The sequence below is a fragment of the Cryptocyanus atlanticus LEGE 06306 genome, assembly GCF_056633155.1.
On sequence record NZ_JBSJOZ010000009.1, the window covers coordinates 33251 to 57183 of the forward strand.

The 23933-nt window shown below is 60.8% G+C and carries 20 protein-coding genes; 7 read left to right on the top strand and 13 right to left on the bottom strand.

Translation table 11 applies throughout. The features are described from left to right. Nucleotides 1-46: 46 nt before the first annotated feature. Nucleotides 47-1594, top strand: a complete 1548-nt coding sequence (locus ACWJI7_RS10320) for a YifB family Mg chelatase-like AAA ATPase (protein ID WP_479937702.1) — start codon at nt 47-49, stop codon at nt 1592-1594. 25 nt (nt 1595-1619) lie between these two features. Here the strand turns inward: ACWJI7_RS10320 and rpsU are convergent, their stop codons facing one another. The 4 genes from rpsU to def form a co-directional block, all read right to left on the bottom strand. Then, nucleotides 1620-1790, bottom strand: a complete 171-nt coding sequence (gene rpsU, locus ACWJI7_RS10325; RefSeq protein ID WP_006172073.1) for a 30S ribosomal protein S21 — start codon at nt 1788-1790, stop codon at nt 1620-1622. 57 nt (nt 1791-1847) lie between these two features. Next, nucleotides 1848-2585 (bottom strand): DUF3747 domain-containing protein, encoded by a 738-nt coding sequence (locus ACWJI7_RS10330; protein ID WP_479937704.1) that lies wholly within the window; start codon nt 2583-2585, stop codon nt 1848-1850. 79 nt (nt 2586-2664) lie between these two features. Further along, nucleotides 2665-2862 (bottom strand): hypothetical protein, encoded by a 198-nt coding sequence (locus ACWJI7_RS10335; protein ID WP_479937705.1) that lies wholly within the window; start codon nt 2860-2862, stop codon nt 2665-2667. Between the two features lie 6 nt (nt 2863-2868). Next, on the bottom strand, nt 2869-3474 hold the full coding sequence (gene def / locus ACWJI7_RS10340) for a peptide deformylase (protein ID WP_479937707.1): 606 nt from the start codon (nt 3472-3474) through the stop codon (nt 2869-2871). Nucleotides 3475-3583: 109 nt separating this feature from the next. Between def and ACWJI7_RS10345 the strand changes: the two genes are divergently transcribed. Both ACWJI7_RS10345 and ACWJI7_RS10350 read left to right on the top strand, forming a co-directional pair. Further along, complete coding sequence (locus ACWJI7_RS10345; RefSeq protein WP_479937709.1) at nt 3584-5518, top strand: S9 family peptidase; 1935 nt, start codon at nt 3584-3586, stop codon at nt 5516-5518. Beyond that, a complete protein-coding gene (locus ACWJI7_RS10350; protein ID WP_479937710.1) occupies nt 5515-6966 on the top strand; it encodes a sodium/glutamate symporter in 1452 nt (483 codons plus the stop codon). The genes ACWJI7_RS10345 and ACWJI7_RS10350 overlap by 4 nt, the downstream gene beginning before the upstream one ends. A 63-nt stretch (nt 6967-7029) precedes the next feature. Here ACWJI7_RS10350 and ACWJI7_RS10355 read toward each other — a convergent pair whose 3' ends face one another. Together ACWJI7_RS10355 and mtnA are read right to left on the bottom strand one after the other, a co-directional pair. Then, the gene (locus ACWJI7_RS10355) at nt 7030-9129 is read right to left on the bottom strand and encodes a bifunctional aldolase/short-chain dehydrogenase (protein ID WP_479937712.1); all 2100 of its coding nucleotides are present in this window, start codon (nt 9127-9129) and stop codon (nt 7030-7032) included. Nucleotides 9130-9183: 54 nt separating this feature from the next. Then, entirely contained in the window at nt 9184-10293 is a 1110-nt protein-coding gene (mtnA, locus tag ACWJI7_RS10360; RefSeq protein ID WP_479937714.1) for an S-methyl-5-thioribose-1-phosphate isomerase, read from the bottom strand. Nucleotides 10294-10352: 59 nt separating this feature from the next. Between mtnA and ACWJI7_RS10365 the strand changes: the two genes are divergently transcribed. From ACWJI7_RS10365 to ACWJI7_RS10375, 3 genes are all read left to right on the top strand, one after another. Next, nucleotides 10353-11156 (top strand): ABC transporter permease, encoded by an 804-nt coding sequence (locus ACWJI7_RS10365; protein ID WP_479937716.1) that lies wholly within the window; start codon nt 10353-10355, stop codon nt 11154-11156. 92 nt (nt 11157-11248) lie between these two features. Beyond that, nucleotides 11249-12541: an ABC transporter ATP-binding protein gene (locus ACWJI7_RS10370; RefSeq protein ID WP_479937718.1), complete on the top strand. Its 1293-nt coding sequence runs from the start codon at nt 11249-11251 to the stop codon at nt 12539-12541. 162 nt (nt 12542-12703) lie between these two features. Further along, entirely contained in the window at nt 12704-13930 is a 1227-nt protein-coding gene (locus ACWJI7_RS10375; RefSeq protein ID WP_479937720.1) for a DegT/DnrJ/EryC1/StrS family aminotransferase, read from the top strand. Between the two features lie 47 nt (nt 13931-13977). Here the strand turns inward: ACWJI7_RS10375 and ACWJI7_RS10380 are convergent, their stop codons facing one another. From ACWJI7_RS10380 to ACWJI7_RS10405, 6 genes are all read right to left on the bottom strand, one after another. Then, on the bottom strand, nt 13978-15921 hold the full coding sequence (locus ACWJI7_RS10380) for a glycosyltransferase (RefSeq protein WP_479937722.1): 1944 nt from the start codon (nt 15919-15921) through the stop codon (nt 13978-13980). Nucleotides 15922-15933: 12 nt separating this feature from the next. Next, complete coding sequence (locus tag ACWJI7_RS10385) at nt 15934-17568, bottom strand: glycosyltransferase (protein ID WP_479937724.1); 1635 nt, start codon at nt 17566-17568, stop codon at nt 15934-15936. Between the two features lie 294 nt (nt 17569-17862). Continuing rightward, complete coding sequence (locus ACWJI7_RS10390) at nt 17863-18927, bottom strand: hypothetical protein (RefSeq protein ID WP_479937726.1); 1065 nt, start codon at nt 18925-18927, stop codon at nt 17863-17865. A gap of 4 nt (nt 18928-18931) precedes the next feature. Next, nucleotides 18932-19915, bottom strand: coding sequence for a sulfotransferase family protein (locus tag ACWJI7_RS10395; protein WP_479937728.1), 984 nt, complete (start codon nt 19913-19915; stop codon nt 18932-18934). Then, a complete protein-coding gene (locus ACWJI7_RS10400) occupies nt 19908-20456 on the bottom strand; it encodes a hypothetical protein (protein ID WP_479937730.1) in 549 nt (182 codons plus the stop codon). The genes ACWJI7_RS10395 and ACWJI7_RS10400 overlap by 8 nt, the downstream gene beginning before the upstream one ends. A gap of 17 nt (nt 20457-20473) precedes the next feature. Beyond that, nucleotides 20474-21250, bottom strand: coding sequence for a hypothetical protein (locus ACWJI7_RS10405; protein WP_479937731.1), 777 nt, complete (start codon nt 21248-21250; stop codon nt 20474-20476). A gap of 594 nt (nt 21251-21844) precedes the next feature. Between ACWJI7_RS10405 and ACWJI7_RS10410 the strand changes: the two genes are divergently transcribed. Then, nucleotides 21845-22501, top strand: coding sequence for an acetyltransferase (locus ACWJI7_RS10410; RefSeq protein WP_479937733.1), 657 nt, complete (start codon nt 21845-21847; stop codon nt 22499-22501). Between the two features lie 105 nt (nt 22502-22606). Here ACWJI7_RS10410 and ACWJI7_RS10415 read toward each other — a convergent pair whose 3' ends face one another. After that, nucleotides 22607-23932, bottom strand: a complete 1326-nt coding sequence (locus ACWJI7_RS10415) for a SufS family cysteine desulfurase (RefSeq protein WP_479937735.1) — start codon at nt 23930-23932, stop codon at nt 22607-22609. Nucleotide 23933: the final 1 nt, after the last annotated feature.

A 23933-nucleotide genomic window follows, 5' to 3' on the forward strand; every position in this document is an offset into this window, starting at 1 on the left:
GGTGGGACGGGCTGGGCACTGGAAGGTGTCCACCGCCGATTCGCCGATGTTGGCACGGTGCACCACGGCCGCCCTGCAGGGCCTCGAAGCCAGCCCGATCGCCGTGGAGGTGGACATCGCCCCGGGCCTGCCGGGACTCCAGATCGTGGGGCTGGCCGATGCGGCGGGGCGCGAGTCGCGGGAGCGGGTGCGGGCAGCCCTGCGCAACAGCGGCTTCCGGGTGCCCCTGACCCGGGTGATCGTCAGCCTGGCCCCGGCCGATCTGCGCAAGGAGGGGCCAGCCTTCGATCTGCCGATCGCCCTGGGGCTGCTGCTCGCCTCCAGCCAGCTGCCGCCCGCCCAGTTGGAGGGGGTCTGGAGCACGGGGGAGCTGGGGCTCGACGGCAGCCTGCGCCCGGTGCGGGGCGTGCTGGCCCTGGCGCTGGCGGCCCGGCGGGCAGGCGCCCGGGGTCTGGTGGTTCCGGCGGCCAACGCGGCCGAAGCCCGGTTGGTGGAGGGGCTGAGGATTTGGCCGGCCAGGGAGCTGCGGCAGGTGATCGAGCTGGTGCGGAACCCGTGCCGCCCCCCGGCCGAACCGGTGGCCATGGCCGGGGAAGAGGGCAGGTCCCCGCGCCTGGATCTGGCTGACGTCAGGGGGCAGCCCCACGGCAAACGAGCCCTGGAGATCGCCGCAGCGGGGGAGCATCACCTGCTTCTGGTGGGCCCTCCGGGCAGTGGCAAGACCATGCTCGCCCGCCGTCTGCCGGACCTGCTGCCTCCGCTCCCCCGCCCCGAGGCCCTGGAACTGACCCAGGTCCACTCCGTGGCGGGCCTGCTGCCCCCCCAGGGCACCCTGCTGGAGCGCCGACCGTTCCGGGCGCCCCACCACAGCTGCACCGGCGCCGCCCTGATCGGCGGTGGTGCCATGCCGCGGCCGGGGGAGCTGAGCCTGGCTCACCACGGCGTGCTCTTTCTCGATGAGCTCAGCGAGTTCCGCCGGGACGTGCTCGATCAGCTCCGGCAGCCGCTGGAAGAGGGGGAGATCTGGCTGAGCCGGTCCCGGCATCGGTGCCGCTACCCCTGCCAGGTGGCCCTGGTGGCGGCCACCAACCCCTGTCCCTGTGGCTGGTTCGGCGATCCGGAGCGAACCTGCCGCTGCCCGGAGGCCCTGCGGCAGCGCTACTGGTCGCGCCTGTCCGGTCCCCTGCTCGACCGGATTGATCTCCAGGTGGTGGTAAGGCGTCTGCCGGCAGAGGCTCTGGTGCCCGGGGTCGGAGAGCGGCAGGCCCCCGAGGAAAGCAGTGTCGAGGTGGCGGCCCGGGTGAGGGCAGCCCGTGAACGGATGCGGGCACGGAACCCGGATCAGCAACCCAATGGCCGGCTGGGGGGCCGCGACCTGCCCCAGCAGGGCCGGATTTCGGACGCAGGACTGGACCTCTGGAGTCAGGCCATCCGCCGGCGCAGGCTGAGCGCCCGCTCCGCCCAGCGCTTGCTGCGGGTGGCCCGCACCATTGCCGATCTCGAAGGGGCGGAACGGCTTGAGCCCGTGCATCTGGCCGAGGCCTTCACCTTTCGCTCCTTTGACAGCCTGCAGGAGTGCGAGCTGCCGCCCTGAGCGGAGGGGCACATCCCCCTGGGATTCAGCGGCGGCGGCGGCGTTGCTGGGCCTTGCGCTTGTACTTCTCGGTGGGGGTTTCGTGGTGACGCAGGCGCTTGAGATCCGCGAAGATGCCCGCCTTGGACACCTGACGCTTGAAGCGGCGCAGGGCCGATTCAATCCCTTCGTTTTCGCCGACGGTGACCTGGGTCATGAACCACGCAGAGGGGCTGGGTAGCTCGTCAATGTAGCAATCGGAGCCCCCAGCCCTTCAGGGCGTGGCCTCGCCTACGCCAGCTGGAGCGAGCGGCACAGGGAGAGCGCTGGTCGGCGTCGACTCGGTCACCGCCGGCTCCCCAGCCGCTGGAGCCCCTGCGGGATCGGTCGGTATGGACGGCGGCACGGCCAGCTCGGCGGGGCTGGCCTCGGGGATGGCCCCCGCCGGCCACTCCTGTCGGTAGAGATAGACATGGCCGAGGGCCCGGTCTCCGAAGTGGCGCCGCTTCAGCATCCAGCCGGGTTCGGGAATCAACTGCAGAAAACCGGCGGCGTGGCCGTTGGTGCGGGCCACGATCATCTCGGGACCCGGCCGGTTCCGGGATGGGGCCGCCAGCAGAATGTTGTCGCTGCCCTGGCGCACCACACTCAGCCGGTAGACGGTGCCCAGGTCCGTGTTCCCAACCCGCAGGGAATAGCCGTTGCCATCGAGGTAGCGGGTGCAGATGCCCGTGAAATCGAAGCCCCCCAGCAGGGGGTCCACCCGTGCCGGCGTCGATCCGGAGGTGGCGAAGCAGGGGCGGCGATCGCTGATCTGTTCGTAGATGTTCAGCTGGGCGCGGGTACCGTCTCCGATCGGTGCGGCCACCAGCAGGAAGCGCGTTTCATCCACCTCCCTGGCCCCGAACAGGGCGGCCTGGGCGGCGGCTGGCGTGGGGGTAAGCCAGGCCAGGGCGGGCACCAGGCCAGCCAGAGCGGCCAGGGGAGGGAACAGCAGGGGAGTGCGGTTCACAGCGAAGAACGCAGGATGCGCCCGATCGTAGAAGTGGGATCGCGTGGGGGTCGATGGATCCGGGCCCGGGGCCCGGGGCTCAGGCCGGTTTGTTGAGACGAATCGCGACCAGGAGGCTGATCGCCGTGCCCGGCAGGCAGACCGCCAGGATCAGCCGGGTGGCCAGCACACCCAGATCCGGCTCCCCGTAGGAGAGTTCGAAGACGGAGCCGGTGGCGGCAATCCCGAGCAGGCAAGCCAGGGCCAGGAACATCCCGGCGAGCGGTTTCATCGGCATGGGGGCTCAGCGCAGGGGGTGAACGTCGGCGCGGCGGAACCCGTGCTCCTGCAGCTCCTCGTTGAGACTCAGCTCATCTCCGACCCGATCGACGAACAGCACGCCCTGGAGGTGATCCATCTCATGCTGGATGCAGCGACCCAGAAGCCCGTCGGCGCGGATGCGGCGGGGCCGGCCCTGTTCGTCGCGGTAGCTCACATCCACCGCACTCGGACGCACCACCGAGAGGTAGACCCCGGGAATGCTGAGACACCCTTCCTCGTAGGTCTCGACAGCTGCACTGGGGGAGCTGAGCTCCGGGTTGATCAGCACCAGCGGCGGAGTGGCCGGATTCTCCGGGTCCAGATCAATCACCAGCAGCTGCTTGTGGACCCCCACCTGGGGGGCCGCCAGACCGATGCCGCGGGCGGAATACATGCTGCGCAGCATGTTCCTGGCCAGGTCACGGACCGATTCATCCACCTTGCTGATCCGCCGGGTGGACTGCCGAAGCGTGGGATCACCCAGGGTGTGGATCGCCAGGGGAGGGGAATCGAGGGCCTGCTTGGGGACCTGGACACCCCGGTTGAGCTGCTCCGCCTGGCGGGCCATCTTGGCGAAGCTGCTGGCCAAGGCATCACCTGAAACGATAGGAACGATTGTAGGAGCCTTCGGCGGGAGAACGGTCTTGACCCCTGTGGCGGACAGCGCGCCGGTCGGCCCTCTCCCTGCCGCAGCCACGGTGGGGAGCATCCCCGACCTCAGGGAGCCCCAGCTGCATGGGGGCCACTGGTTCTGGCTTGAGCAGCGGTCCTGGCAGAGCGGGCGCACCACCTTGATGGTCAGGCCGGGGGGCGGGGGCGAGGCCTTCGAGCTGACCCCCGGGGAATGGAATCTGCGCAGCCGGCTGCATGGCTATGGCGGAGCGGTGCTGGCGATCGGTCCGGCTGGAGCGGGCGCTTCCGGATCCCAGCCCCTGGCGGTGGTGGCCTGCGCAGACGGTGATCGCTGCCTGTGGCGGCTCGATCCGGCCCTGAGGGGGGATGCGCCTCGGCGGCTCACCGATCCGGCCGAGCGGACCTTCGGCGACGGCCTGATCGAGTCCCAGCGGGATCGCTGGATCGGGGTGATGGAATCCGGCGGCCGCGACCGGCTGGTGGCTGTGCCCCTGGGGGGAGGGGAACCGCAGACACTGCATCGGCCCGCCGATTTCTGCGGATCCCCGGTGCTGGCTCCCGGCGGCCGCTGGCTGGCCTGGGTGGAATGGCAGCACCCGTTCATGCCCTGGGACCGCAGCCAGCTCTGGCTGGGCCAGCTGCTGGCCGACGGAAGCCTGACCGGCTGCCGCTGGCTCGCCGGTTCTCCCCCGGACGGGGAAGGGCCCTCCTGCTCGGTCTTCCAGCCCCTCTGGCTTCCCCATGGCGATCTGGTCGTGGCCAACGACCGCAGCGGCTGGTGGAATCTGGAGCGGCTGCCGGCCGAAGCTCGCGAGGCGACCGGCGCCGGGGAGCCCCCGATCTGGCAGCCCCTGGCGCCGATGGAGGCGGAGTTCGCCGTGCCCCAGTGGGTCGGAGGCCTTCGCACCACGGCCTGGGACGGCCAGAGTCTGGTGGCGGCGGCCTGCCGGCAGGGGCGCTGGCGGCTGGGCCGGATCACCCTGCCCGCCGATCAGGAGCCGGACAGGTCAGGCGCCGGCAGCCGTGGGGCCTGGCAACCGATCGACTGCCCCTTCGACGAGCTGGCGGGGCTCTGGGCGGAGGACGGAGATCTGGTGGCGGTCGCCGCCTCCGCCACCACTGGCCGGGCTCTGGTGCGGCTGGAGCTGGCCAGTGGACGCTGGCACCGGGAACCGACCGGGGGGACGCCGGCCCCGCTCGCTCCCGCCCTCAGGCCGGAGACGATCAGCCGCGCGGAGCCGCTCTGGTTCGCCGGCCACGGGGGACGGCCCACCCAGGCGTGGTACTACCCACCCCCGGGCGGCGGCCATGGCGGGGCACCCCTGCTGGTGCGGGGGCACAGCGGCCCCACCGGCATGGCACGAACGGGCCTCAACCTGACGATTCAATTCTGGACCAGCCGGGGCTGGGGCGTCCTGGATGTGAATTACGGCGGCTCGACCGGGTTCGGACGGGCCTACCGGGAGCGGCTCGACGGCGGTTGGGGCGTCGTGGATGTGGCCGACTGCGCCGCCGCCACCCGGGCGGTGGTGGCCTCGGGCCGGGCCGATGGGGAGCGCGTCGCGATCGAGGGGGGCAGCGCCGCCGGCTTCACGGCCCTGGCGGCGCTCTGCTTCACCGAGGTGTTCCACGCCGGTGCCTGCCGCTACGGGGTGGCGGATCTGGCCGCCATGGCCGCCGACACCCACCGCTTCGAGGCGGGGTACCTCGAGCGGCTGGTGGGGCCATGGCCGGAGGCTGCGGCGCTCTACGCGGAGCGATCCCCGCTGCAGCAGGCCGGTCGGATCCGCGCTCCGGTGATCTTCTTCCACGGGCAGCTGGATTCGGTGGTGTCGCCGGAGCAGGCGGAGCGCATGGCCCTGGCCCTCGCGGAGAACGGGGTGCCGGTGGAGCTGCACCGATTCGCCGGGGAGGGTCATGGCTTCCGCAGCAGTGCCGTTCAGGTCGAGGTGCTCGAAACCACCGAGGCGTTCTTCCGCCGCCATCTGGCGATCCGATGAGCACGCTTCTGGCGGGTCTGTGGACCCCGGAGCTGCTCGCCGTTGCCCGCACACTGACGGCGGCCCTGATCGCCCTCAGCCTGGTGCTGTGGCTGGGCCGAACCATCGGGGGAGTCCTGGGACTGAAGCACTGGGGCATACCGGAGGCCCTGCTGGCCGGTGCCCTCGGCCTGCTGGTGGCGCCCGCCGGTCCGCTGCCGCTGCTGAGCGCTGCGGTGATCGACATCTGGGACCAGCTGCCCCTGGCTCTGCTCACCCTGGTGTTCGCCACCCTGCTGCTCGCCAAGCCACTCCCGAAGCTGGCAGGGCTGTGGGAGCCGCTCTCGGCCCAAGTGCTGCTGGCCCTCACCCTGGCCTTCGGCCAGTACCTCGTGGGTGGGCTGGCGGTGCTGCTGGTGCTGCAGCCGCTGCTGGGGGTGCACCCCCTGATGGCCTGTCTGATCGAGGTGGCCTACGAGGGAGGCCATGGCTCGGCGGCGGCGATGGGACCCAGCTACGCCAGCCTTGGCTTCGCGGGGGGGGAAGCCCTGGGGCTGGCAATGGCCACGGTGGGGCTGCTGGCCTCCACCGTGGTGGGGGGGCTGGTGGTGGTGGTGGGGCGCAGGCGGGGCTGGCTGCTGGACGCGCGGGAGGGAACCGGGGAGGTCCGCGTCCCGCCGGGGGGGATGCTGGCCACCGTGATGCCCCTGGGAACGGCGCTGCCGCTGACGCCGGTGGCGCCACTGGTGCCGGAGGGCGGGCTGGATTCGCGACCGAAGCCGGGCCTGGCGGTCTGGCTGGTGAATCTGGCCCTGGCCGGACTGGCGGTGATCCTTGGCGTCGTCCTGCTCGATGGACTGCGCTGGCTGATGCTTCCGCTGGGCGGCACGGTCGCCGAAGTGATCGCGGCGTTCCCGGTCTTCCCCCTGGCCCTGGTGGGCTCCCTGCTGGTGCGGCTGGCCCTCGAGAGCAGCGGCCGGGCCCACTGGGCCTCCACCCCCGTGCAGAGCTGCCTCGGCACCGTGTCCGCCGATCTGCTGATTACGGCGGCCACCGCCTGCCTGGATCTGACCCTCCTCGCCCACGACTGGCTGCCGCTGTCGGTTCTCGCGGGAGTGGGTCTGGCCTGGAACCTGGGAGTGGTCCTGGTCCTGGCGCCGCGGATCCTGCCCCCCGACTGGTTCGAGCGGGCGATCATCGAGTTCGGCCAGGCCACCGGGGTGGCAGCCAGCGGCCTGCTCCTGCTGCGCATGGCCGACCCCGAGGACCGCAGCCCGGCCCTGCAGCCGTTCTCGATCAAACAGCTGCTGCTCCAGCCCTTTCTCGCCGGTGGAGTGATCACGGTGGTGGCCCCCCTGGCCGTGAGTCGCTGGGGATTGCCGGTCTGGACGGCCCTCTGCCTGACCCTGGTGCTCCTCTGGGCCGGCCTGGGGCTGGGGCTGGCCCGCAGCAGCAGGTCCGCGAACTGACCCCCGCCGCCGCTGACGCCATCCCAGGACAGCCAAGGCCCAGCCCTGGCCGGCGGTGGGCCCTCAGCGCACCATCGCCGCCACGTTGCCCCCATCCACCGTGAGCACCGCTCCGGTGGTGCGCTCCAGGCGGGCCAGGGAGACGAAGGCCTGGGCCACGTCGGTGGCCCGCACCTCCTGGCCCAGCAGGTTGCCCGCCAGGTAGGCCTCCTCCGAGACGCCCCGGGCGGCGGCGCGCTCCCGGATCCGGTCCGGATCGAGCAGGCCGGAGCGGATGCGATCGGCGTTGACGGCATTGGCGCGGATGCCCTCGCCGCCCCCCTCAAGGGCGTACTGGCGCATCAGGGCCAGCAGGGCGGCCTTGGCGATGCCGTAGGCGCCGAAGCCGGGTCCCGGATTCAGCGCCTGCTTCGAGACGTTGAACAGGAGCTGCCCCCCCAGCCGTCCACGGCCGCCGGGGGCACCGTCCTGGGCGCGGAAGATCCCCAGCGCCGCCTGGGCGACGGCCTGGTGGGCGAACAGGTTGAGCTCGAAGCTGGCCCGCAGATCGGCATCGCTCAGGTCGGCCATCCGCCCGCTCCACGCGGCGCCGGCATTCGAGACCACGAGGTCGAGACCGCCGAATCGGGCCGCCACCCGCCCGAAGGCCGCCCGCAGCGCCTGGCGATCGGTGACGTCGACGGCCAGGGCGAGAGCCCGGGGGCCGCAGGCTGCCGCGACGGCCGCGGCGGCGACGCCGTCGCGATCCAGCACCACCACCTCGGCCCCCTCGGCGGCGAAGGCCCGGGCGGTGGCTGCGCCGATGGCACCGCCGCCGCCGGTGATCAGGGCCACCTGGCGGGCCAGGGGCTTCTCAGCCGCCCGGCCGAGCTTGGCCTGCTCCAGGCTCCAGTACTCCATGTCGAAGCAGTCGTCCTCGCCGACCGGGCTGAACCGGCCCAGGCTCTCGGCGGCCAGCAGCGTTCGTGCCCAGGCCTCGCCGATGTCGGCGGTCACGGCCGCATCGGCGGCGCTGCGGCCCAGGCCGATCAGCCCCAGCCCGGGGACGGCGACCAGCCTGGGCAGAGGATCAAGGGGAATCCTGCCACCGCCGACGCGGGCGTTCTGGCGCGCGAAGGTGCCCTGATACGCCGTGATGTAAGCCGCAAGGGCCTGATCGATCGCGGCGCGGTCGGGGTCGACAGGCAGCACCAGCGGAGCGGCTTTGGTGCGGATCACGTGGTCGGGGGTGGCCACGCCGCGACCGGCCAGCTCGGGCAGACGGGGATCATTCACCAGCTCAAGGGCCACCGGGGTGGCCCGCAGGTCCAGCAACCAGCGGCGGGGTGCCCCCTGGGCCCCGGCCGCCCCGGCGACGGCTCCGCGCAGGAGCGGCAGCAGCGCCGCCGCCCCACCGGCGGGCTCCGGCACGGCCGGGGTCGGGCGGGAAGGCCTGGCGCCCTGCCCCCGGGTGAGGTGCCGCTCGGCCTCCTCCACCAGCTCGATCATGCGGTTGTAGCTCTGTTGCGCCGTGGCGCCGAACGAGAAGAGCCCGTGCTGCAGCAGCACCATGCCCTCCAGTTCCATGCCGCGGGAGCGGGCCAGCGCCTCGGCCTCCTCGTAGGCCTGCGCCGCCGCCCGTGCCAGCGCGAAGCCCGGCATCACGTAGGGCACCAGGGCGACACGCTCGCCGTAGACCTGCCGGCAGATCGCGGCGGCCTCGCCCTGATCCGCCAGGGCGAGCAGGGCGGTGGCATGGGTGTGGTCGACGAAGCGATGCGGAAGGAAGGCGTGCAGCAGTGTTTCCACCGAGGGGTTGGGGGCGGCTGGATCGATCAGATTGCGGCGCTGGGCGGCCACCATGTCCGCGTCGCTGAGGGCCGTCAGAGCCCGCAGGGCCTGAAGGGGCTCCAGACGCACCGCCGGGTGTCCGGGCGGCTCGATCGTGGCCAGGTCCCAGCCGGAGCCCTTGACGCAGAGCACCGGGATCGACTCCCCCAGCAGACCCGTGACCGTGCTCTTCACCGATGTGTTGCCGCCGCCATGGAGAACAAGCTCCGGATCCGCCCCGAGCAGCCGGGCCGAGTAGGTGCGCAGGGCCAGGTCTTCGGGGACCCCCCGGGCCGCATAGCGAGCGACGGCGGTGGCGGCCTCGGCGTCCGACCAGCGGTTGAGCACGGGCATGGCGGCAGCGCAGACGGGGATGGATGGGGCTGGGGGGAGGTTACGGGGAGCCGATCAGGTCGGGGGCGGGCCGCCGTAGAGGCTGCGCAGGCCCGCTTCGCTGGCGGGGGCGATGCCACGGTCCGTGATCAGGGCCGTGACCAGCCGGGCGGGGGTGACATCGAAGGCCGGGTTGAAGCCGGGACTGCCCTCCGGAGTCAGCTGCACGCTGGTGAGCCCACCAGCCGGAGTTCGGCCGGTGATGGCGGTCACCTCATCAGCCGATCGAGCCTCGATCGGAATCCCACGGACCCCATCGGCGACCGTCCAGTCGATCGTGGAGGCAGGCAGGGCGACATAGAACGGCACGCCGTTGTCGTGGGCGGCAAGGGCCTTGAGATAGGTGCCGATCTTGTTGCAGACATCCCCGCTGCGGGTGGTGCGGTCGGTGCCCACGATCACGGCATCCACCCGGCCGGTCTGCATCAGATGACCACCGGCGTTGTCGACGATGACGGTGTGCGGCACCCCCTCGCGGCCGAGTTCAAAGGCGGTCAGGCTGGCCCCCTGGTTGCGGGGCCGGGTCTCGTCCACCCAGACGTGAATCGGCAGACCGGCACGGTGGGCCCGGTAGATCGGGGCCAGGGCCGTACCCCAGTCCACCGTGGCCAGCCAGCCGGCGTTGCAGTGGGTGAGCACCTGCAGGGGCTCGGTCTGCCGGGACGCAGGCCGGCGGGAGGCGATCGCCTGGAACAGGGACAGACCATGGCTGCCGATGGCAGCGCACATGGCGACATCCTCGTCGGCGATGGCGGCCGCTTCCAGGCGGGCGGCGGCCGCCCGCTCGGCTGGAGGCAGGGGTAAAACCCGCTGCCGGACACGGTGGAGGGCCCAGCGGAGATTGATGGCCGTGGGACGGGTGGCCGCCAGCTGGGCCACGGCCTTCTCAAGGGCCTGGTCGGAGGGATCATCCTGGAGGCCCAGCATCAGCCCGTAGGCGCCGGTCACCCCGATCAGGGGCGCCCCCCGGACGACCATGGTGGCAATGGCCTCGGCGGACTCCGCCACGGTGGTGATCGTGCGGGTCTCGAAGAGATGGGGGAGGCGGGTCTGATCAATCACGCCGACCGATCGGCCACCCGGTTCGAGCCAGATCGTGCGCCAGGCCGTGCCGTCGATGTTCATGGGGAAAAGGGGAAGGCTCCTGACCACTCCCGTACATTGTCAGCACACGATCGAGGCTGATGCTCGTACGATTCCACAGATCACTGTGGCGCAATCGTCAGCTCTGGTGGCGACTCACCGAGCGGGAGGTTCTGGGGCGCTATCGAGGATCCTTGCTGGGTGTTGGTTGGACATTTCTGCAACCTCTACTGATGCTTGGCGTCTACACATTTGTGTTTTCCCAGGTCTTCAAAGCGCGCTGGTCCGGGCAGGAAGAACTGGGACCGATCGCCTTCGCCATCAATATTTTCACCGGTCTGATCGTCTTCAATCTGGTGGCTGAATGCGTGAGTCGAGCCCCATCGCTGGTGATCAGCAATCCCAGCTATGTCACCAAAGTGGTCTTCCCGCTCGATCTGCTCGTTCCCGTCACACTGGGCAATGCATTGGTCCACGCCAGTGCCAGCCTGATCATTCTCGGACTGTTTGAACTACTGGCCTTCAGAATGATTCCTGCATCAGTGCTGTGGCTCCCGATCGTCTGGATCCCGCTGATTCTGGGTTGCCTGGGAGTGAGCTGGGTTCTGGCAAGCCTGGGCGTGTTCCTGCGGGATATCGGTCAATTGGTGGGGGTACTTCTGAGCATGTTAATGTACCTGAGTCCAATCTTTTTTCCGATCACAGCGCTTCCGGTGATGTGGCGCCCCTTTCTGAACCTCAACCCTTTGGCATCCATCATCGGGCAGACGCGCATCGTGCTTGTCGAAGGGGGAAGCCCTTCCGTGCTGTATCTCAGCCTGGGAACTGCCCTGGGTCTGGTGGTCTGTGAAGCTGGACATCGGCTCTTCGAGCGGTCCAAGCGAGCCTTCCCGGACGTGATGTGACGGAGTACTCAGCCGCGATGAGTTCAGAAGAAGGTCATGGAAGGACCAGCAGTGTTCCATGGAGCGGCCCTGATATAGATGGACGCAGAATCATGAATAGGGAGCAGTCATCAGCAGACGATGTTGTGATCAAGGTGGACAATCTAGGGAAATGCTATCACGTTTACGGAGATCCGAAGGATCGGCTGAAGCAAATGCTGCTGGGAAGAAAGAAACAGTTCTATCGGGAGTTCTGGGCCCTCCGACACATCAGCTTTGAAGTCAGACGTGGGGAGACCCTGGGGATCATTGGTCGGAACGGCAGTGGGAAAAGCACACTTCTGCAGATGATCTGCGGCACGCTCAGGCCAACCGAGGGGGAGATCGCGGTACAGGGAAGAGTCGCTGCTTTACTCGAACTGGGAAGTGGTTTCAACCCGGAGTTCAGCGGCCTGGAAAATGTCTATCTCAATGCGTCGCTGTTGGGCCTCAGCCAACGAGAGACCGACGAACGGCTCGACAATATCCTTGCGTTTGCTGATATCGGTGAATTCATTGATCAACCAGTTAAGTCGTATTCAAGCGGGATGGTTGTCAGGCTGGCATTTTCGGTAATGGCCCACGTTGAACCTAGCGTGCTGGTGGTGGACGAAGCATTGTCTGTGGGTGACATCATCTTTCAACAGCAATGCAGCAGGAAGATCAGCAGCTTGATTGACAACGGCACAATGCTTCTGTTTGTCAGTCACGACTTGAGCGCCGTGAAGATGTTTTGCTCCACTGGCCTTTATTTAAATAAGGGTAGCAGCGCCTATCTCGGCTCAATCGATCAAGCCTGCAATGCTTACTTCAGAGACTTCATGACTATTGAGGCGAATCAGGTCAAGGCCGACACTCAGGGCAGGTCAGCTGCTGGGGAGGCGGCAACAGAGGAAGTCATTCTGGGCGTTCACTCCCAGTTGGGGCGTTCAGGATCTCAGATCGGAGCAATTCTCGGAATCACGATCCGTGACCAGGACAACAATACAAGTTCAACGATCGGGCATGGCGAGGCCATGAGCATCCTGATATCGGTCGACCGGAAAGCCATCAGTTCAATCACCGGGATGGCCATTCACATTCGAACAAAGGAAAGCCTGGATATCGCCTATACGGATTCATTCCTGGAAGAACTGAACTGGAGTGAGGCTCATGGAACCACAGCTACAGTGACCTGGTCCTGCCGGCCGGCCCTGCAGCCAGGAGACTATGTCCTTGCGGTGATGCTGTCCGAGGTGATTGATCCAACAGCCTGCCAGGTCAGGGCCATCGATTGGGTACCCAACGCCCGGATTCTCACAATCACACCAACAACATCACCAATCTTCGGTCTCACGAGGCTTAATGCCGAAGCCAGAGTTCGCTAAACCCCAGGAAGCTCGAAAGCGAACGCAGCTGTTCCAGGGTAGTACAGTGACCTCACCCAGCAACAATCCAATCATCAGTTCCAAAGCTGACGCAAAGGCAACGTCACTCGGCGGTCAACCGAGTCGGCTCCAGCGGTGGCCGATTAACCCCTAGCACGCCTGATGCAGCACAACACATCCGAGCCGCAACAGCCAGTGCCAGCAGAAAAGCCAATCTGGAGGGCCAATCAACGCCCCACCTCGGGAAATGGACAGGACGGGGAAACTCTGCCCTATTTGAACGATGCAGTTCATATTACGCAACCATTCCTACCCAATCGAGAAGAACTGGATCCCTATCTGGACAGGATCTGGAGCACCAAGATTCTGACCAACAATGGGCCCCTCTGCCAGCAGCTGGAGAAGCGGCTCGCCCAAGAACTCGGCGTGAACCATGCCCTACTGGTCGCCAATGCCACCTTGGGCCTCACTGTTGCGCTGAAGACGCAGGGAATCTCAGGGGAAGTGATAACAAGTCCATTCAGTTTTGTAGCAACATCCCAAGCCATTCTAATGGCTGGCCTCACACCTGTTTTTGTTGATATTAATCCAGATAGCTATGGTATTGCAACGGATTCAGTCCGCAAAGCAATCACAAGTAGAACGGCGGCCATCCTGCCGACTCACGTCTACGGGATTCCCTGTGACGTGGATGCACTTGGTCAACTAGCAACAGAACATCAGCTGTCATTGATCTACGATGCAGCACATTGCTTCAAATCAGATTGTCATTGTGGGTCGCTGCTGGGGCATGGCGATCTCTCCGTAGTTAGCCTTCATGCCACTAAGTTGTTCAACACGTTTGAAGGAGGAGTCATCCTCACAAACGACCAAGCCATCGCCCAGCGCTGCAAGCAAATCAGAAACTTTGGATTTTCCGCAGAAGATTACGTCTGTGACGATGGACTCAACGCAAAGATGAGCGAGCTTCATGCAGCCGTCGGCCTCTGTTCAATCAACCATATCAATGAAATCATCGCCGATAGGCGAAGAGTGGCGATGCAATATCTTACCGAACTGAAAGATATCGATGCCATCACGTTGCCATTAGGAAGCGAAATGGATCGAAGCAGCTTCGGATACTTTCCGATCAACTTTCGCGATGGGGAAAAGGCCAGAGAAATTGCCTTATCGACTTTACGCAAACAGAAGATCATGGCTAGGCGCTATTTCTTTCCACTAATACCTGAGCAACCACCCTATCGGCATTTTATGGGGTGCGAAGCAGCAAAGATGCTGTATCCGAATGCCTGGAGTGCCGCACGTAGTGTGCTCTGCTTGCCAATTTACCCCCATCTGAGGCCAGAGGTTATTAAAAAGACATGCAACCTGATTCGCACATCACTTTGACGGATATTCAAGCCTGATTAAAGCAATCTACCGTGGTCATGAGCTGGTTAGGTTAGGACAGCCCGAAGTCCTTCAGAGCTAGGTCCGATTGAATTCATGACGTTGAGCTGAGGATATCGGGCCTGCACATAAACAGATTCAAAGGACTCAGCCATGATAGAAGCGTCAAATTTCAAGGCCGCTTCTCTCGCAAGGGAACACAGTTTGGCATGAAGATCAGGGTCATCTGCAAGAAGAGTGATGGCTTTAGCAAAGTCTTTCACTGGGATAGTGGAGTTCATCAAAGGGATGGCGAAACCTGCAAGTCCATCAGATGCAGTGAGCATTTCTTTGATTTCACCTATATCCGAAGCCAGAAATGGACGGCCAGCCGACAAGCATTCAATCAAAGACAAGGGTTGACTTTCTCCAGGATAAAAAGTGGGAAGGATACCTAGATCAGCACAACCATAGAAATCACGTATATTACCCCGAAAGCCCAGAAAATGGATCTGCTCACACGAATAGACGGTTTTTAGGCGCTCTTGCTCTCGCCCAGCACCAATCACCAACAGATGAATATCGCGCTCAGTTTGTTGACGAGCAAGCAGAACAGCCTCACAGGCTTCTTGCCAGCCCTTCTCACGAATTGCCCGGCTGGCAATACAGACGAGGAAAGCATGGTCGGGGATTCCGAGCTTGGGCCGTGGAAGTGGCTGGATTATGTGCTGATCAATTGCATTTGGTATCTTATGAATCTGTGCAGGATTCAAACCAAGGGCAATCAAGGCATCACGATTTCGATCAGCCACATACGTAGCCTGATTGATCCTGCCAGAAAACAATCGCGCAGCACAATTCAGACGATGAATATCCAACTCGTCATACATCCCATGGGAAGTAATAACATGAGCAACACAGGGATTACCTTGGAGGAGCTCGGCAATCGTTGTGTCAACCCAAGGATGATGCGAGTGGATTACATCAATGGAGAGGTCATCAATCAATCTGGAAAGCGCTTCCAGCGAAGAAAGCTCAAACAAGGGAATATCCGATCTCAACATTTCGCGAATAACAGGGACCGTTGGCTGCTGGCGACAATTCAGAACGCTGACAGAATGGCCACGCTTCTTGAGACTATTCGCAAGCCGTAGTGGCATGATTTCTCCACCACCTGGGATCAATGCGTAGGTCACAACCATGAGGTTGAGGGAGCGACCAGACCCATCTGCGGGCTGAAGAGAGGCAATACGCTCCTCGATGCTGACAGGAATCGGATCACTCTGACGGTCGCACCAGCGAGCTCGCAGTTCAGCTCGCAAGGCCGTGCAGACCTGCCCATTGAGAGGAAACAATCTGAGCGACTGCTCGGCTAGGACCAGATGCTCTAGCAGATAGGAGTGCTGCCGGTGGAGTGCAACCGAACTGTTATTGCCGTGCTGACGATAATAATTGACGGTTGCAGCTGAATAGGCAACAAGGCCTCCACGCGAGATCTCAAGATAAAACCACCAATCTCCACAAACACGCATGGACTGCCACTGTGGATCATCAAGCAGTGCAAGCTGATGGGGCTTACGAAACAGGGCAGCACTCACATTCGGAATCAAGTTACGTCGACTCCAGATAGTCGATACCAGCGAAGCTACCGAAGAAGTGAAGGATTTTGTCCAGGTTCGCGCCGACAACTCAGGAATGTACTGGGCCATGGACCAAACCTCATCAACGCCATCAGATGCGACAAAGGCCGTTTGGCAAAAAGCCAACATGACGCCTTGGTTGAAGAATGATGGAACAAGGGTCTCGAGAAAGGACGGTTCACAAAAGTCGTCAGTCTCCGCGATCCAGATCAGTTCGCCTCGAGCTGCGGTAAGTCCACGCTTCCACTGACAGAAGGGAGAACCAGAATTAGTCGTGTTAAGAATCAGCTGAGTCCGGTCCGGATGGGACTCTAAGAAAGAACGAAGAAACTCAGCACTTCGGTCACTGGAGGCATCATCCAAAAGGATCAATTCATAGTGAGTTTAGGTCTGAGCAAGAATTGAATCCAGTCGTTGCTGAATAAATTTCTCGTGATTAAAGCATGGGACGACGATACTCACCAATGGCCGATACTCTGCCTTTGCAGAATACTCTAGATCACGAAAGAAGATATTTGGGAACGAGCGTAGTCTCTTGGAGTGTGGAAGACTAAGAAATGCAATCAGTCTGCGTCGAAACTGGAAAAATAGAAGGCTGTGCAGGGCTGGATAAGTTGGATAAACATACCGCATGGAAAGACTTCTAACCTTACGGGCCATACGGCGTGCCAGCCCAACCACCTGCTGTCGCATCAATGGACTGTGGAACGGGGAAGTCGAATGTCGAGAAGATTCTGAATCTTCTTGATCCTTGGCTGAACCAATCTGATGACGAATCTGAGGCAGGGGCGCACCACATCGATGAAAACGTGGACGCTTGATCGTGTCAATCACATGGCGTAATGGAGCGGATAAACGCCACACTCGTGAATTCATCAATTCTGTGGCCAGTTGTTGGTAATGTTGGGCCACATGTCGATGCTTGGCAAGTTCAGTCTCAAGATGGTGTTGAATCTGCTGAAGTCGCCTCGTCTCCTCAGTCAGAGTTTGAACCTCCTTCCATAAGGGCTGGCCGCCGACAGAGGCGCGATCCAACTCCTCAATATTATAGGAATCATTATTCAGCTCTGATGAATGAAGAACCAGAATGGAAGATGGCTCCGTCTCACGCGTACAGGTTTGACGTAAGAAGTTCAATGCCGCAATACGAACTGCCTTAACGGGATGCCATACAGATGACCATTTGGCCAAGGTCACCCCAGTAGCCGCTTGGCCGAACTCTTTGGATTGTCCAGCTTGATCAAACTTGACCATCGCTTGAATCAAGCGTTCCAAGTTCATTGGATCAGTAATCTCAAAGAACTGCGAATAGACAAAGACATTTTCAGCCATCGTGCGTGATTTCTTTCTTCCCAACCCGGAGGCATTCTTGTTGCCAGCAAGCACTCTGAATCGGACGAGACGCTCGGAGTTAATAAAGATATCGCCAGACTGAACGAGACGAATCCAAAGATCAAAGTCAGGCAACTGACAAAGGGCCGTATTGTAAGGCCCAATCTCACGAAGAGATGCACTCCGAATTAGGATGGAAGAATGGCAAAGACAGTTGCCATTCAAGAAGAAATGCTCCAACCATTCACGGGAAGAACGATTCTGCACATTGAAAACATTTGAATAGAACTGTGCGACTGGATCCATCGGATTCTCAGAAGCATCAATCAGCCTGGATGCTTGATCGATGATGCTCGCACACGAGAATGTTGCCAGCACGTTTGGGTTGGCTTCCAGGAGACCAACTTGCTGTTGAAGTTTTTCGGGCTCCCAGACGTCATCTGAACTGATCGCTGCAATATAACGGCCACGCGCCATCTCAACAGCCTGATTGGCCGCGACACAAGCCGTCAGGTTTCTGGAGGAAAGGCTGAGCCGGATTCGAGGATCTTGGAAACCAAGTAGGATCTGATCAGAACCATCACTAGAGCCATCATCGATGATGATCAGTTCAAAGTCAGTGAATGTCTGATCAAGAACTGAGTTGACAGCTTCAGCCACAAAGGGGGCATGGTTGAAGCTGGCCATACAGACCGAGACAAGCGGAAGCGACGGACTATGCATGGAGTTGCAGCTTACTCCCAAACCTTAATGTTGATCAGCCTAGCAGGGCAGAAGAGGATTCCAACCCATGGATTCTTGTGTCAACGATTGAATCAGATCAGCCAAGTCAGATTTCCATCTATTCGGAAACGAACGGGATCAATCCGAGGCAGATCCAAGCCTATAGGATTAATACTCTCCGGCACTGACTCGCTTCCTATGGTATGCTCCGTGTCTCCTCTGATGTGTCTGGCGTTAAGATGACAAGCGTATGGACTCTCAGTTAACGGAGGACTGGGCAAAGAGATAAATTACTGAGCGATCCAATTTCGAAGAAAGCACGAGTGATTGAGAATAATCGAGATGATGCATCAGCATCGGTACAAGATCGTGGTCATTATGGCGACAACTATCGGCAAGAATAAATGATAATCCTGCATCTGATGAAATAAGATTCGTTGTCGTGAGATAATCAACAGAATAGACCGAGATATCTGCCAATTCAGATCCGGCATTCATGGGCTCACTTGAATCTGAACTTGAGAGGACCAGTCCAAGAGAGGGATAGGCCAACTGGGATGATGCAGGAGCCACTGACAGAGTACTGTCGGCTGAGAAGAGTGAGCGGCCTAGCGCAAGTCTAGGAGGATTATTCGCGTTAGTTACGAACAGCCTTGACTCCACATCACAACACAACGTCCGCACGGACGAATCATTGGCTATAATTGCAACGGAACCATCTTGCAGTAGCCTTGAATCAACAATTGACAAGAAAGGATAAGTCTCTTTGAAGTGATGGAGAGAACCACTGCGCTCAGTACAGCCAAGTAACGTGGTCGCACCTGCCGACAATTGAGCTCTGATTTGAATAACATCCCAAAGGCTATGGTAAGGGACATTGATTGCTGACAGGTTCGTTTCTGCCAGCACATTGTCATTAAGCAATAGTGAATCGTGAAGCGTTGTCACTGTCTCTTGGTGAGCTGATGGTCTGCAGATGGGCACTAATTCTTTGAAAGCTTGCTGATCAACCACGGAATCAGTTTTACTGGCTGTAATTCCACTTTCGGAGTCATAGGTCAATTCATAGATAGGGCCAGGCTGTCCCGATGAATCATCAACTAGAAACAAGAGATCGCCGCACGACCGTGAGCCAAGATAAACAAAGTCATGCGGCAACACGAAGATATGATCAGTGGCAGCTGGAGAGCTATAAATCAATGTCCTCAGCGAATCTCGTGTCAATAAGGTCCATACACCTGACGCCTGCCCAGCTTGACGAGCAGCCAAGATCTGCTGGATCTCATGGCTGCGAGCTGGCAGCTGAATGGGGAGTAGTTCCATAGGATCAGGCGTAACCAAGCTGAGCCTCAGTATCCATCACAAGTTCGAATACCGATTGATTCCAAGACTTGAGATCAGCGACTGTCTGCTCATCATCATGCTGATCAATATAGAAACGAGTAAATTCAGAACGTCCGCCTTCATGTAGATAGGCTCTGACATCAGCTACCGAGTAGGATTTTTTGCGCATCTGTCTGAACTCTGGATTCGTAATGAATTTGGGATCATTACCACATGGAGCCATGCGGGGACCGAAGAAAGCATAGGGTGACTGCTCTGGCTTCAGCATTTCCTCGACACTGGCTGAGTCATCCGAGACTCCAAGCCACTGACAGATCTGCGGAAGAACCACCTTCGGCTCCGAGAGAATGGATTCACCCTTGACGGTTAGAAAGTTAGCTGGTGGCACAATAGACCTAAATTTTAGTATACTTCTATGCATCGCATACCACATTAAAGCATAATTTTCTTTGACAATCGGATGGCGGAGACTTTTCCTTTCCCCTTGATTCGTATCTCGATGCTCAAAGAACTCTTTCAAAGATTTTGAAGACCCAACAACACTTCTCGTGAGATGGATAAACTTTGCATTTGGATAATACTTATAGAGGCGAAGCATGCGGTCCACTGACCTGGTATTTCCTGGGGATTTTTCAATACACGTCTTGGGGGCGTGGGCTTCACACAAATAGTTAAATAGCTGTTTACTGGTTAGTGACTGGTGATTAGCAAGCCACATCCAGGCGCGACTACACGATGCACTGTTTTGAACTTGTTCGTGAATCTGGGCAATCGCGCGCAAAAGACCACTGGGCGCAAATCTTGATTGCTTCAGATTTGATTTACTAGAAAGAACTTGCTCAACATCATCTCTCCATAGAAGATGAAGTTCAGGAAAGCAGTACAATTGAGGATGTTGGCCGATAATGGATGAGACGACAGAAGAAAAGGACCTGGGTGGACTCAGGAGAAAGATGGGCTCATTCATAGTGGTTAACGTTAAACAAGTTTCTCTTGATCACATTATAACGATGCTGCATCCGATCTTTCAGATTTTGCAGATCAGCAACCAACTCATCCGAGAGGGATAGGTTGGCCTGATCAGGACCTCCCTGCCCTTCCATAGAAGAGGCTTCTTCAATGGGGTTAAACAGGAATTTAAAGAGGGCCAAGTGTCCGTTTTCGGACTCCATTTCGGCAAAAGGTTCCTGAACGAGCTCAGTGGATGGCGGTTCTGGCTCCGGTGTGAGTTCCGGATCATCCTCGTCGTCACTCATTTCACGATCGAGTGCCTCCTTGTCCGTCCGTGACACGGGGACAATGGCTGTCAAGGCGGTGAGTTCAGGGCTATTCTCACGCCCAGATACAACACTGGTGAGGTTGGCCCGCTCCAGCAGGGATTCAAGTTGATCATCAACGAGCTGATCCTCAGTGGGATTCACCTTCACCACATCAGATTCACTCTCCTCACCCGGACTGCTGACAGTGGAGTGGGGAGTCAGAAATCGGACCATTGAGTGCAGTTTCATGCCAGGAATCAGTCGGGTCAACGCATGGAGGGGGTAATCAGGCTGAGCTCCTGTTCATGGTAATCCATGCCGGCTTGAAACTGATGAACAGTTTTTTCAAGGTAGGCCTTGTTGAACGAATCCAATTGAGCAGAATCAATCGTAAGGCAATCGTGTGATTTTAAGGGTGGCCACAGCCTGGTGTCAATGACAACCTGGCTGGGCAGAACATCCTCCAGCGTGGTTGTATCAGCCAGGATTGAAATCGCCTTCAAACCAAGCATTGCAGAATGATACAAACACATCCTAGCATGCCGATCTTCGGCATGAATGAACATCTTGAACCGGCTCCTTGGGGTGACCGGCGTAACACTTGTCCAGGCAGACGGCATTTGCTGATAGGCATCCGCCGGCCCAGCGATCATCAAGGCCCCACGCACACTGGTATCCATCGCCAGCACAGCCGCATGGCCGGCTCCCTGGCTATGGCCCACCAACAAGGTCTCACTGAGGATCTGTTCATTGGAGTCAGATCCTCCGTGCCGCTGCCTGACCTGCGCCAGGAAGGAGCCACAGATGGAATCGTCATAACTGATGGTGAGCTTGGAATCAGGAACGGACTGACTCCCATAGATCAACTCACGGCGCACCTTCAGCAGAGCGTCCTGAGCGTAGTGTTCCGAGTTGAGCTTGGCGACCGACGATGAGATTGGATAATCAATTGTATAATAGTCTCCGATCGATGACAGACAACCACTTAACCAGGGATACTCACTGCTATGGCGAAAGCTGCCTGGGAGAAAGAGGATAAACATGGGGGTTCTGATGTGCGCGGCAGGCAGGCAGATCGAATCAGAGTGCAATGGCTGAACAAGTAAGTCCGCGTCACCAAGGATTGGCACGCTACCCAACGACACGCACAGGGATGGATTCCCAGGGAGTCATCAACCCGTTGTCGCCAGTCTCCCTGATCGGGACAGGCAGTCTCGAATGGTTCTGCGGTCAGGACGATCGTGAAAGTTTGGCATGGCAAGCCAAGGCAGGTCCCCTCAACTGGGCCACTTCATTCTGGAGAGCTGGACTGGTTCAGCCCTCTCTCAGGCCTCTTGGGATCCTGATCGGCTCCCGAACCGCACCGATCTTCGGACAGCACTGGGGACCCTTGGTGTCGCCCAGTGGGGCGCGAGCAGCCCGGGGTTCCACAGCCATCACGCACAGACCGATCGCCGCACCAATGGCCCCTTCAAGGCCGCGGATCGTGGGGGCGTCGATGGCTGGTTTCTGCCAGGCTTGAAGAGCGACCTTGACCAGGCTGGAGAGTCAGCCGTACCACACCATTGCGCAACAATGGCAATGGAATCAACTCAAGCGCACAGTTGTAGAGTCTGAATCGTGCGACCAAGTAACAGATGAAGATCGTCATCTACGGAACAGGAAAATTCGCCGAGTTCGTCTCGTATGTCTTCTCGCAGGACGCTGCACACGAAGTCGTTGGATTCTGCATTGAAAAAGAGTTCAGGGAAGTAGCCATCAACTCATGTCAGAATATAGACATCATAGAATTTGAAAGACTGGAGCAATTCTTCCCGCCGAATGATTACAGCCTGTTCGTTTCAGTTGGGAATAACTGGGCCCGAGAGAGAATCTTCAATAATGCAAAATTAAGGGGATATTCACTATTTAGCTATATCTCTCCTGGCTCGATCTCCTACCCAGACCTAACATATGGCGAGAATGTCTTTGTGGATATCGCCTCTGGGCTGCATCCTTTTTGCACAATCGGAGACAACACAATTCTATTGGATGCCAAGGTTGGTCATCATTGTAGAATCGGGAGCAATGTGCTGCTGAGTGGTTGCCACCTGGCCGGGGGAGTCAGCGTTGGGAACAACACTTTTATTGGCATGAATGCATCGATTCAGCAGAACGTTCAGATTGCCTCTAACACGATCATCGGAATGGGCTGCACAATCACCAGCGACACCATTGATGGTGATGTCTACTCAGAGAAGCCGTCACGACGACGCCAGATCAGGGCCGACGCCATCAAGACCCGATATCTCTGACCAGGCCCTCTGATTTCAGGCCCTGATCGAGGGGTTGATACTGCCGGCTCGGCGGCAGGGACCGACGGGATTCCGAACGCTCACCTGAGCGCAGCTGGCCTCGGCTCAAGCGTGATCGCGCAAAAAGCTGATGCTGCCGGTCAGCTCCTCGGCAAGGCGATCGATCTCGGCCATGGTGGTGGTGAAGTTGAGGCTGGCACGCGCCGAGCCGGACAGGCCGTAGTGGCGATGCAACGGCTGGGTGCAGTGGTGACCGCTGCGGATGCAGATGCCGCTGGCATCGAGCAACGCGGCGATGTCGTTGGCATGGAGCCCCTGCACGGAAAAGGCCGCCAAGGCACCGCGATCGGGCTGCCGCTGCGGGGTTGGCCCCAGCAGAGTGAGCCCTTCGATCGTCTCCAGACGCTGGAACAAGTGCCGGGTCAGCCGTTGTTCCCAGGCGTGGATTCGCTCAAGGCCGATCCCCTGCAGGTAATCCAGGGCCGCCCCCATGCCCACCGCCTCACCGATGGCCGGTGTGCCGGCTTCAAACTTGTGGGGAAGCTCCGCCCAGGTGCTGCCCTCGAGGTAGACATCCTGAATCATTTCACCGCCGCCGAGGAAGGGCGGCATCGCCTCCAGCAGCTCCTCCCGAGCCCAGAGGAACCCCATGCCCGTGGGTCCGCAGAGCTTGTGGGAGGAGCCCACCAGGAAATCAGCGCCCAGGGCGGCCACGTTCACGGGCAGGTGGGGCAGGCTCTGGCAAGCATCCACCAGCAACAGAGCCCCGGCCCCATGGGCCAGGGTCGCGATGGCGGGGATCGGATTGTGGCAACCGAGGGTGTTGCTGATCTGGACGACCGCCACCAGCCGGGTGCGCTCACTGAGCTTGTCGCGCAGATCGTCGAGATCAAGCTCTCCCTGCTCGGTGAGGCCGGCGTGCCGCAGCACCGCACCCGTACGGGCCGCGAGTTGCTGCCAGGGCACCAGATTGCTGTGGTGCTCCATCACCGTGAGCAGGATCTCGTCTCCGGGGCGGATGAAGGCATCCCCCCAGCTACGCGCCACCAGGTTGATGGCTTCGCTGGCATTGCGGGTGAAGACGATCTCACGCGGGGTGGCAGCTCCGATGAAGCGGGCCGTCTTGTCACGGGCGGCTTCGAAAGCATCAGTGGCCCGGGCGCTCAGCTGGTGGGCGCCACGGTGGACATTGGCGTTGTCATGGGCGTAGTACTGATGCAGGGCCTCAAGCACCTGGCGGGGCTTCTGGCTGGTGGCGGCGTGATCCAGGTAGATGAGGGGCTGACCAAGGCAGGCCTGGTCGGCGAGCAGGGGAAAGTCGGCCCGGGTCAGTGCTGCGAGATCCTCCGGCTGACCAGGGTCGGAGCGCAGACCTGGCCCTCCGGCTGTCGCCGGGTCATCAGTGGTGAGGGGGGTGGCGGTAAAGGGCATC